General features: G+C 59.0%; 7 protein-coding genes and 5 pseudogenes. 7 read left to right on the top strand and 5 right to left on the bottom strand.

Annotation, left to right across the window (positions count from 1 at the left end):
- Positions 1 to 75, bottom strand: a pseudogene (locus tag NKG99_RS34520) (DNA-binding response regulator); the annotation flags it as partial.
- Here NKG99_RS34520 and NKG99_RS34515 point away from each other — a divergent pair.
- Positions 56 to 430 carry an acyl carrier protein gene (locus NKG99_RS34515; protein ID WP_352593620.1) on the top strand — a complete coding sequence of 125 codons (375 nt, stop codon included), beginning with the start codon at positions 56 to 58 and terminating at the stop codon, positions 428 to 430. The pseudogene NKG99_RS34520 and the gene NKG99_RS34515 overlap by 20 nt on opposite strands.
- 105 nt (positions 431 to 535) lie before the next feature.
- On the opposite strand, the gene NKG99_RS34510 is transcribed toward NKG99_RS34515, so the two are convergent.
- From NKG99_RS34510 to NKG99_RS34500, 3 genes and pseudogenes are all read right to left on the bottom strand, one after another.
- The gene (locus NKG99_RS34510; RefSeq protein WP_023737119.1) at positions 536 to 1,153 is read right to left on the bottom strand and encodes a hypothetical protein; all 618 of its coding nucleotides are present in this window, start codon (positions 1,151 to 1,153) and stop codon (positions 536 to 538) included.
- Positions 1,153 to 1,332, bottom strand: coding sequence for a hypothetical protein (locus NKG99_RS34505; protein ID WP_031194388.1), 180 nt, complete (start codon positions 1,330 to 1,332; stop codon positions 1,153 to 1,155). Before NKG99_RS34505 ends, NKG99_RS34510 begins: the two co-directional genes overlap by 1 nt.
- Positions 1,329 to 2,059, bottom strand: a pseudogene (locus NKG99_RS34500) (IS6 family transposase). The gene NKG99_RS34505 and the pseudogene NKG99_RS34500 overlap by 4 nt, the downstream one beginning before the upstream one ends.
- A 294-nt stretch (positions 2,060 to 2,353) precedes the next feature.
- On the opposite strand from NKG99_RS34500, the gene NKG99_RS34495 reads away from it, so the two are divergent.
- From NKG99_RS34495 to NKG99_RS34485, 3 genes and pseudogenes are all read left to right on the top strand, one after another.
- Positions 2,354 to 2,731, top strand: a complete 378-nt coding sequence (locus tag NKG99_RS34495) for a hypothetical protein (RefSeq protein ID WP_023679574.1) — start codon at positions 2,354 to 2,356, stop codon at positions 2,729 to 2,731.
- 122 nt (positions 2,732 to 2,853) lie between these two features.
- A pseudogene (locus tag NKG99_RS34490) lies at positions 2,854 to 3,105 on the top strand (DUF1403 family protein); the annotation flags it as partial.
- A 75-nt stretch (positions 3,106 to 3,180) separates the two neighbouring features.
- Positions 3,181 to 3,890 (top strand): annotated as a pseudogene (locus tag NKG99_RS34485) (IS6 family transposase).
- A 127-nt stretch (positions 3,891 to 4,017) separates the two neighbouring features.
- On the opposite strand, the gene NKG99_RS34480 reads toward NKG99_RS34485, so the two are convergent.
- Positions 4,018 to 5,937 (bottom strand): potassium transporter Kup, encoded by a 1,920-nt coding sequence (locus NKG99_RS34480; protein WP_023766567.1) that lies wholly within the window; start codon positions 5,935 to 5,937, stop codon positions 4,018 to 4,020.
- A 426-nt stretch (positions 5,938 to 6,363) separates the two neighbouring features.
- On the opposite strand from NKG99_RS34480, the pseudogene NKG99_RS34475 reads away from it, so the two are divergent.
- The 3 genes and pseudogenes from NKG99_RS34475 to virD4 all read left to right on the top strand — a co-directional run.
- Positions 6,364 to 6,651: pseudogene (locus tag NKG99_RS34475) on the top strand (IS3 family transposase); the annotation flags it as partial.
- 301 nt (positions 6,652 to 6,952) lie between these two features.
- Positions 6,953 to 7,729 (top strand): hypothetical protein, encoded by a 777-nt coding sequence (locus NKG99_RS34470; protein WP_352607955.1) that lies wholly within the window; start codon positions 6,953 to 6,955, stop codon positions 7,727 to 7,729.
- 247 nt (positions 7,730 to 7,976) lie between these two features.
- Positions 7,977 to 9,722, top strand: coding sequence for a type IV secretion system ATPase VirD4 (gene virD4, locus NKG99_RS34465; protein WP_352873877.1), 1,746 nt, complete (start codon positions 7,977 to 7,979; stop codon positions 9,720 to 9,722).
- The last annotated feature ends 704 nt before the right edge of the window (positions 9,723 to 10,426 follow it).

The following is a 10,426-nucleotide window of genomic DNA, read 5'->3' as shown; positions in this document are numbered from 1 at the left end:
GGCATGCATCGTGAGATACTCGGCGATGAGGCGCCGCATTGCGGCATCATCGTCAATGACAAGAACATGTTTCAACGGCACACCTCGTTTTGGGGGTTGGGCCCCGATCAGGGTTGCATTACCTGAATCTGCAATCAAAAGGCATGTATTAGTGATGACATTACTTGAAATTGAACAACTGGTTCTCAAAACCCTCAACGCTCTAGTTGCCGAAAAAGTAGAGGTCTCGATGACAACCAGAATGCGGGATCTCGGCCTCGACAGCCTCGACTATAACGAGCTTGCTACGGCGATCGAGAGCCGACTTGGCTGGTTTGTCGACGATTACAAGCTCTGGCAATACGAGTCCGTAAGGCATGTCGCCGACGCCGTCGCCAGTCAGGAGTTGCGCACCGCGGAACCACCAGCAGTGCGGCAAGTGCTGGAGTAGTGCTGTAGGCACAGGTTACGGTGAGGGCAGCTTGGGCGGCGGTAGCTATGGCCATTGCTCCGCTGTGGTTTGTATCCGTGACTGGTGTGTTTGAGAACTGTTGGGTCAGCCCGGTCCATGTCGCAGTGCCGATGCCCCCTTGGTGGCGTTGCCCGCAATTGCGATCGCTGCGCCCAGGGCACCAATGCTGACGGTCGTTGTCAGGCCACCCGTTGAATTGTTGTCAGAGGCAACAGTGCCCACCACACCATCCCAATCGGTGGTCGTATAGACCGACATGTAGTCACGGAACACGCTCTCACTATACGTGGTCACGATCGTTGCCGTCGTACCGGTTGGCACGAGGGCTGACCACACTGACAGATAGACCACACCAGAATTGAAGATGCTTTCCACCTGAGCGAGAAGGGTGGCAGCCACACCCCCAATCGTCATACTGTTGACGGTCACTGCACTTTCGGTGTCAGTGGTCTCAGTTGTCACGATGACACGACGATTAGCGTGTGGCGCGACAAGAAGCGGAATGCTGGTGTGGGTGTAAACGGTCGTGGCAGTCGAGTCTTCGTGAGTGCCATTGAAGACCAGATCTATCGGGAACATTTTCTCCCAGACGCCCGAGCTGCGCACATAGACCTGTCGAGCCTTGGTCCAGAGGCTTGAGATTTTCACCCAGACGGCGCTGGCCGCCCCCCAGACCCCGGAGGCTTTGACGTAAAGGGCCATTACGGCTGCACCCAGAAATCACCGTCCACGCCGCCAGAAGGGGCAGCGGCCGAGATCGTGACGCTGCGATTTGCCATCGTGCCGACGCCGAGAAGCGCCTTGGTCTGGGCAATGGACTGCGGTCGACGATAATTGTCCCCGGTGCCGTCACTCGACACGCGACCGACGAAGCTCGTCACAGCGTCGGCACCTGTGGCGTAGGTCGAGCGGTACAAACGCGTCGTGATATCACCAGCGCCATCGCGCTGAGGCGATGAACATGTATGGCGAGAGCAGAACGTTTGGGGCGGGGCGGGACGAAGAGGTTGCGGAGGGCTGACAAGGTCGAGACGAAGCGTTGCAGGCCTCTCGGCGATCGGACCCCTGCATCATCCGCTCCCGTTTTCGCGGCGGCACATGGGAATTCTCCGCTCCGTTGTTCAACCCCTTGTGCGACCGGTGCTTGACGTCCGGCATCACCTGTCGCTTTGCCGCTCCATACGAGCGCAGCTAGTCGGTGATCATGCGCTTCGGCGCGAGCCCCTGCTTCTTCAACAGCCGCGTCAGCAAGCGCTTGGCGGCCTTGGTGTTGCGGCGGTTTTGCACGATTTCGTCCAGCACATATCCATCCTGGTCGACGGTGCGCCACAACCAAAGCTTTTTGCCGGGCGATGGTGACGACCACTTCGTTCAGGTACCAGACGTCATTCCGGCACGGCGGCTTGCGGCGCAAGCAGCGAGCGCAGTCCAGCCCGAATTTGATGCCCCACCGGCGACTTGTCTCATACGAAACCACGATGCCGCGTTCCAGCAGCATTTCCTCAACCAGGCGCAGGCTCAGCGGAAACCGGAAATAAAGCCAGACCGCGTGGGCGATAATAGGCGGCGGAAATCGGGGGGCGTGTAGCTGACGGCGGGCGTATTCATGCCCCCCGGCGTCCATGTCGCAAATCTTGACGATTGCTTTGTGTGTCAAGCCCGCCGCAGGTCTCAACGCGTTCAATGCAGACATTGTGAAAATCGCCCTATTCCGCCTTTTTTTACCGCCCCTTAAGTCCCCCGCTCGCATGCTTGTCGATGCCATTGAACTCATAGCCATCGGCCAAGGATTTTGGAAAATATGTTTCCGCTCGCAGCAGAAAACGTGAGAGTCGCTGTAGGCCTAACGTTAAGGGGAGAGAGCGGTTTGATTGGACGAAATGGGTACCGGAGTACCGAGTCATGAAGCCACGAGGTAATCTGGTCCGACTGAAGCAATTTCAGGTGAATGAGAAGCGGCGACAGTTGCACCAGCTAGACATCATGATTGCCGATTTCGAACGCATGGCGCGAGAACTGGACTTCCAGTTAAACGCCGAGGAAACGAAGGCCGGCATCTCCGATGTCAATCATTTCGCTTATCCGACGTTCGCCAAGGCCGCTCGCCTACGTCGTGACAACGTCAAGAATTCGCAATCGGACCTTCTGCGGCAGAGAACCGCAGCCGAGCCATGCCTCGCCGAGGCTGAAGCAGAGCTCTCCAAGGCGCAAATGCTAGAATCGCGCAGCGGCAGAGGCCACGACCTCGAACCCGGCAACCGAAGCGCCATGATCGGCTGAGCCGGATGGCTTCAGCGCGCCTCATTCGCGACACCCGACTGGCCGTTGGCGCGCGAGAGGCGTGCGGGCACTGTAAAGATATCAGCGTATTGATGCAGCGATAGCTGGTCGGGACGGCTGTCATGCTGCGGCGACATACGCGATTTTGTTCCAGATTTGCATGGCGGCGTTACGCAGGTATTGGGGGAAAGTGGAACTGGTTGGCACTCGGATCATCGGTGGAAACGAACCGCTGCCGGCGGATCGGCGCCTGGCGGCAACGCCTGGCGCTTTCGGCGGCGGCGGTAACGGCAAAGCAGGCTGGCCGGTCGAGGATGAAGCGGCACCTGCGCGATGCCGTTCTGCTCACGGCCGGGAGACGGGGTCGGCCCCGCCGGCCGGATGCTGCTCGCTTGGCGCGGCATCGTAAAGTCAACCGACAGCTTATGAAGATGTGCGTACATTGGGCCATGTCAGAAGTTGCTCGTGATCCGCTCTATGGTCGCCACCGCTTTCCCGCCGAGATCATTGCGCACGCGGTATGGCTCTACTTTCGCTTTCCGCTCAGCCTGCGCATGGTTGAGGACATGCTGGCGGCCCGCGGCATCATCGTCACGCATCAGACCGTTCGAAGCTGCGCGGAGAAATTCGGACGGCATTCCGCCCAGGAGATCAATATCAGCCGGCTGCCTGGGCGATAAATGGCATCTCGACGAATGTGTCGTGGCTATCAGTGGCAAGAAGCAGTGGCTCCGGCGTGCCGTCGATCAGGACGGCTTCGTCCTCGAAGTGCTGGTACAAAGCCGCCGAAATGCCAAGGCGGCAAAGCGTCTGATGCGCAAGTTGCTGAAAGCTCAAGGGCGGACACCACGGATCATGATCACCGACAAGCTCCGATCCTATGATGCCGCCATGCGCGACCTCATGCCCGGCGTCGAACACCGGTCGCACACAGGCCTGAATAATCGAGCGGAAAATTCGCACCAGCCGACCCGACGACGCGAAAGGATCATGAAACGCTTCAAGTCGGCACGCCAGCTTCAGCGGTTCGTTTCCATCCATGATCCGATTGCCGACCTGCTCACTTTCCCTGCAATGCGCTGTCATCGGCTCAACATCGAGACCTGCGTAACGCCCCATGCAAATCTGGAACAAAATCGCGTGTGTCGCCACAGCGTGACAGCCGTCCCGGCCAGCTATCGCTGCATCAAGCCGCTGAAACTTACAGTGCCGGGCGCGCTGCTACCTGAATTTCCTTACCGCTCAATCAATGTGACAGCACCGATTCTTCTCAACCGCGGCATGCCCTAAATCGTCACTTGCGTTCCGATCTCGACGACGCGTCCGGTCGGGATCTGGAAGTACTCCGTCGCGTCGGCCGCCGTACGCGCCAGGCCGATGAACAACCGGTCCTGCCACACCGGCATGCCGGAATTGGGCGAGGCCTTGAGCGAACGCCGTGACAGGAAGAACGAGGTCGTCATGATGTCGAACTTCCAGCCTTGCTTGCGGCAGATCGCCAGCGCGCGCGGGATGTTCGGCTGCTCCATGTAGCCGAAGGTCAGCGTCACCCGCATGAACAGCTCGTTGACCGTCTCCATCTTGACCCGGTCGCTGTCGGGCACCACCGGTTGCGGCGCGGTCACCACCGAAAGGATGACGTTCTGCTCGTGCAGCACCTTGTAGTGCTTCAGGCTGTGCATCAGCGCGGTTGGCGCGCTGAGTGGATCGCTCGTCAGGAACACCGCGGTGCCGGACACCAGCTGCGGCTTTTTCTTCAGGAGATTGCCGGCGAGGAAATCGAGCGGGATTTCGTTGCGGCGGGTCTTGTCGAACAGATAGCGGCTGCCGCGCACCCAGGTCCACATAGCCAGCACAATGGTGAAGGCCACCGCCAGCGAAGCCCAGCCACCCTCGAACACTTTGACGATGTTGGAGGCAAAAAAGCCGACATCGATGAAGCCGAACAGCGCCGTCATGGCGACCGCCACCCACAGCCGCCATTTCCAGATCCGGGTCATGACGACGAACAGCAGCACCGTCGTCACCAGCATGTTGCCGGTCACCGAGATGCCATAGGCGGAGGCGAGCTTGCTCGATTCGCCGAAACCGACGACCAGCAGCATCACCGCCAGCGCCAGCAACAGATTGACGCGCGGCATGTAGATCTGGCCCGACTGCTTCTCCGAGGTGTGCAGGATTTCCAGGCGCGGCAGCATATTGAGCTGCACCGCCTGCCGGGTCAGCGAGAAGGCGCCGGAGATGACCGCCTGGCTGGCGATGACAGTCGCGGCCGTCGCCAGCACGACCATCGGGATCAGCGTCCAGCCTTCGTTCATCTCGAAGAATGGATGGCCGACGACGCCATTCTTGGCCAGCACGAAGGCGCCTTGCCCGGCATAATTGAGCAGCAGGCAGGGAAACACGATCGCCAGCCAGGCCAGCACGATCGGCTTGCGGCCGAAATGGCCGAGATCGGCATAGAGTGCTTCGGCGCCGGTGACGGCGAGGAAGATGGCGCCGATGGTCACGAAAGCGACGTCGGGCGAATTGATCAGAAACGCGACGATGTAGTGCGGGCTCACCGCCCACAGGATTTCCGGATCGGCGATGATGTGGTTGAGCCCGGAAAGGCCAATTGCCAGGAACCACACCGCCGTCACCGGGCCGAACACCAATCCTACCCCGCCCGTGCCGAAGCGCTGCACCGCAAACACCATGGTAAGAATGACCAGTGTCAGCGGCACGACATAGGGCTGGAAGGTCGGCGTGACGACATTCATGCCCTCAACCGCCGACAGCACCGATATCGCCGGTGTGATGACGGCATCACCGAAGAAAAGCGATGCCCCGACGATGCCGATGCCGAGCATCAGCGCCGAGCGCTTGGGGAAACTGCCGCGCGCCAGCGCCATCAGCGACAGCACGCCGCCCTCGCCGCCGTTATCGGCGCGCAGCACGAACATGATGTACTTGATGGTGACGATGATCGTCAGCGACCAGATGATCAATGACAAAACGCCGAGGATATCGCCGCGCTCGGCGACATTGCCGCCCGACGACGCCACCAGCGCCTCACGGAACGCGTAGATCGGGCTGGTGCCAATATCGCCATAGACAACGCCGAGCGCGCCTAGCATCAGCACCTCGGGGCTTTGCTGTTCGATTGCCGGATGGCTCGACTGTTCGACGGGTTCTGCCTCGCTACCAGTATTGGTAAGGACCATGGACGACACTCCGATAAGGGGCGGCCCTCTACCTTTGCTGCACTGCAATATCAAGTGCCGCGACGTAATGGCTCCGTATGCGGACCGCATTTGTTGCCGCACCGGCGGATTGTCTCATACGAAACCACGATCCCGCTCCCGGGCCATTTCCTCGACGAGACACAGGCCAAGGGGACCTGAAGGAGGGCCAGACCGGATGGGCGATGATCTGCGGCAGGAAACGATGGCGCTGCTTGTAGCTGACGGCATGTCTTTCTCCTTTGTGTGTCTGCCAGACGAGCGGGCGGGCACGGAAGTGGTCGCGCTCTGGCTGCCAGACATACTCGTCCAACCTGATGAAAACCTGACTTGTACACCCAGCCCAAACAGGTGCGAGGGGTCGGTCTATTACCAAAGGCTCTGAGGGCTGATTCTCTAGGGTTCGGCATTCAATACACCGAGCGCTTGGCGGAGGCCGGCGTCGAACCCGCAGTGGGCAGTGTCGGCGACTCTTTCGATAATGCTCTCGCGGAAACGATCAACGGTCTTTACAAGGCCGAGGTGATGCATCGACGCGGACCCTGGCGCTCATTCGAGGCCGTCGAGTTCGCCACGCTCGAATGGGTCGACTGCTTCAACAATCGCTGGCTGCTGGAGCCCATCGGCAACATCCCGCCGGCCGAAGCCGAGGAACGCTACTACGCCATGTTGGATGAACCAGCCATAGCCGCGTGACTCAAACGAAACGGCCACCGGAATGCCCGGGGCAGTTCACATCGCATTTGATGCCAGCTTCATCGTATTTTCTTCGGCTTGGACGGGCACTTGGCAGACCCACAGAGCTGGGAACCCTTTGCCATACTACAACTGTAACATCATATCGGTTTAGCGGGTCAAGCTTCGGTGGTAACCTCATTGGGTAGAATAACTACTTTGGAGGCGAGCAATGGATCGCGATAACAAACGGGCACGTGCAGCTGCAAGATCATCTCAAGGCGTGGGGAGCAGTAGCCTCCGTGACGTTCCAGAGGGGCCATTGAGCGATGTTGCAGAACGGCTGGTAACCGCTAACCCGCGCGATACAGCGCGAAATCTTGGGGGCTTCAAAGGCCTCGGGACGCACGAGCGAACAGCCGTTCGGGGCACTCAACCCGGGCCAGAAACTGACCTCGCGAGATTTGAAAGGCGGACCAATCGGCTTGGACGATCAGCCATCAATCTGGCCGCGACATTAACAGCCGAATTGGGGTACAGCACGGATGACATAGCATTGCAGAAAGTCGGAGCGGCCAGTAATCTAGGCGATTACCTAACGCCAGGGCTGCAAGATGCTATTGTTAATCGCATTGGCAACATGGATCCGCCGTCGCAAGCTCTCGGAACTTATTATGTTGCGCCACACTTCAGTAAGTTTACTGACGAAAATAAATCTCGCATTCTTGATCAGGCCATTGGATTGGCTTCTTCTGATCCGGATGGCAATGTCAGAAACATGGCATCCAATGCTATTCTCAACATGTATCCCCAGTTAGACGCAAATCAACAGGCCCAAGCTCACTCAGTTTTTCCCGGCATGCAAGACATCTTGCCGCACATGCCGCCGCCGCAGCATGCAGCAGAGGAACGGAGTGCGAATCTGGACGGCCACATAGCAGGTATTGAGGCTGCAGTCCGTGATACAGTAGGCCCGCAAACCTCCTATGAACAGCTGCAGCGGGGTGCTCAAATCGGGCGGTCCATAAACCACGCCTTCAATCACGCCCGAGAGGACCTAATGGAGGCCACCAGAAGCAGAGATCGCTCCGGCCGTTGAGGTCTCGGCCATGGTACAGTGACGCTTTCTCTCCCGAATTCCGTTTACGGCCTTGCCGTTTCCAATTCGCTGGCCGTTGACGTACCTGCTTAGTGTAACTTTCAAAAACCACGTCTGCCGGGTGATGCGCTGCAAGCATCGCACCACCCGCTGCGGCATCGATCTGTCGAGCGGCGACATCGCGCGACGCCGGTTCGGTCTCTGAAGCACGCGCAGCATTAGCTACGGCTAATCCGGCAATGGAACAATGCTTTCAACAAAAACGACGCCCCCCAACATAGCCATTAGCATCGCGTGCTCACTCGCCGTGGGCTTCTGTGCGGCAAGTCTTTACGCAACCTTCCGCCACGGCGGTAGCGGCGAGGCTCTGATGGCGTTTGATGTCCGTGCCTTTTGGTTTGAGACGCCCTTCTATTTGGGTTTCGCAACCCCCGTTTTCTATCGGGGCGCGGCTATCGTGCTCTCGACGTCCGCGGTCGTCTTGCTGATTCAGCAGATCGTATTGCGCCGCAAGCTCGAACACCACGGGACGGCTCGTTGGGCTCGAGTGGATGAAATGCGACGCACGGGATATCTGCGACGATACCGTGGCGTGACAGGGCCGGTGTTTGGGAAGACAAGTGCGCCTTTCTGGCCTGGCTACTACCTGACCAATGGCGAGCAGCCTCACAGCCTCATCGTTGCACCGACCCGCGCTGGCAAGGGCGTCGGCATAGTCATTCCAACGCTACTTACATTCAAAGGCTCGGTGATAGCTCTGGACGTCAAGGGGGAGCTCTTTGAGCTCACCTCGAGGGCGCGCAAAGCCGCAGGTGACGACGTGTTTAAATTCGCGCCGCTGGATTCGGAGCGGCGCACAAACTGCTACAATCCGCTGTTGGATCTTATAGCGTTGCCTCCACAGCAGCAATTCACCGAAGCCCGCCGCTTGGCCGCAAACCTGATTACGGCCAAGGGGGAGGGCGCGGAAGGTTTCGTCAGCGGCGCGCGAGATATCTTTGTCGCGGGAATCCTTGCCTGCATCGAGCGGGGCACGCCAACAATCGGCGCCGTCTATGACCTCTTCGCCCAGCCGGGGGAGAAATTTAAGCTCTTCGCGCGACTCGCCATGGAGACCCAGAACAAAGAGGCACAACGCATCTTCGACGACATGGCGGGGAACGATACGAAAATCCTAACCTCCTACACTTCCGTGCTCGGCGATGGCGGGCTCAACCTGTGGGCGGATCCCGCTGTAAAGGCGGCCACAAGTCGCTCGGACTTTTCGGTCTATGATCTTCGCCGTCGCAGAACGTGCATCTATCTTTGCGTTGGTCCGAACGACCTTGAGGTGATCGCGCCTCTGATACGCTTGTTTTTTCAGCAAATCGTTTCAATTCTGCAGCGGTCGCTGGCCCGCCGGGATGAAAAGCACGAGGTTCTCTTCCTGCTCGACGAGTTCAAGCACTTGGGTAAGCTGGAGGCGATCGAGACCGCAATCACGACTATCGCGGGCTACAAGGGGCGTTTCATGCTCATCATCCAAAGCCTTTCGGCACTGACGGGGGCTTATGGAGAGGCTGGCAAGCAGAATTTTCTCAGCAATACCGGACTGCAAGTGTTCATGGCCACGGCTGATGACGAGACTCCGAACTACATTTCCAAGGCCATCGGTGAATACACGTTTGAAGCCAAATCGATTTCCCACAGCCAGGCGCGAACGTTCGACTGGACCATTCAGAATTCACATCAAGGTGCACCGCTATTGCGTCCCGAACAGGTTCGGCTGCTCGATGACGACTACGAGATTGTTCTCATCAAAGGTCTGCCACCATTAAAATTGAGGAAGGTGCGTTATTTCTCGGATCGCATTCTGAAACGCATCTTTGAACGCCAGACAGGCGCCCTCCCGGAGCCGGCGCCCTTGACGGGAGCAGAGGAGGCGCTCTCCGCCGAATCTCAACTCGATGACCCGCTGTGTGAATTGGCGCAGGACTTTGACGATACAGTTTGATGTGAGGCTGGTGTGGACCCCGCGAAAAAATCCATCCCGTGTAACAGCTTTGTCGCAGGTGCAGGACGCCGGCTTGGAAGAGGGGCAAGCAGGCCAAGCCCGGCAAGTGGGCTTTGAGCAGCACGTGTCCGAGGCGCTCCGGCCGCTGTTCGATGGTCGAGCTGACGAGCCGCCAACCAATCCAGAGGAGCTTCTGCGACTGGAACAGGGGGTTTCGCGAGGTGCTTCAGCGAGGGCAGGATCATCAAGCCGCCTCGTCTTTTTTCAGCAACCCAGGGATGCCCGCTGGACGGGATGACCTCAACAGAAGCGTGTCGGAGGCTTTCGCAAGCTCTGGGACGCCGGAGTTCGGGCCGCCGCCCCCAGTCTTGGCTGCCAGCCAACAGCAGATCCGCCCTTCGCCGGATGAGCTTGACCAGGGCAACCACCTGCCACCCGAGTGAGTCGTCCCAACAATGAACATTCACCAGCGCTGTTGTGGCCAGCGCAGACGCAGAGGGCCCTGAATACGCCGCAAGCCGTCGCCATTCAGCAGCAGCTGAGCGAAATCGGCAATTCAGGTGGCCGCGTGCATATGCAGAGAGGCGCTGATGCGATCTCCGGACCGGTAGCTCTCGCTGTAATTGATCAGGCTGGTACTGTTGGAAGGCTTGATCAGCCTCGTCACCCCAATCTCCAGCATAGCTCACTGTCACGCGGCCAAC

Source organism: Mesorhizobium sp. M1409 (genome assembly GCF_040317535.1).
Taxonomy (GTDB): Bacteria; Pseudomonadota; Alphaproteobacteria; order Rhizobiales; family Rhizobiaceae; genus Mesorhizobium.
Note: the sequence above shows the minus strand (reverse complement) of the source record. Positions and strands in the feature narration are given on the sequence as shown.

Bases quoted from the DNA above. Each gene is read 5' to 3' on its own strand.
- NKG99_RS34515 (WP_352593620.1), top strand. From the start codon at position 56: ATGACAAGAACATGTTTCAACGGCACACCTCGTTTTGGGGGTTGGGCC.
- NKG99_RS34510 (WP_023737119.1), bottom strand. From the start codon at position 1,153: ATGGCCCTTTACGTCAAAGCCTCCGGGGTCTGGGGGGCGGCCAGCGCC.
- NKG99_RS34495 (WP_023679574.1), top strand. From the start codon at position 2,354: ATGAAGCCACGAGGTAATCTGGTCCGACTGAAGCAATTTCAGGTGAAT.
- NKG99_RS34480 (WP_023766567.1), bottom strand. From the start codon at position 5,937: ATGGTCCTTACCAATACTGGTAGCGAGGCAGAACCCGTCGAACAGTCG.
- virD4 (WP_352873877.1), top strand. From the start codon at position 7,977: ATGCTTTCAACAAAAACGACGCCCCCCAACATAGCCATTAGCATCGCG.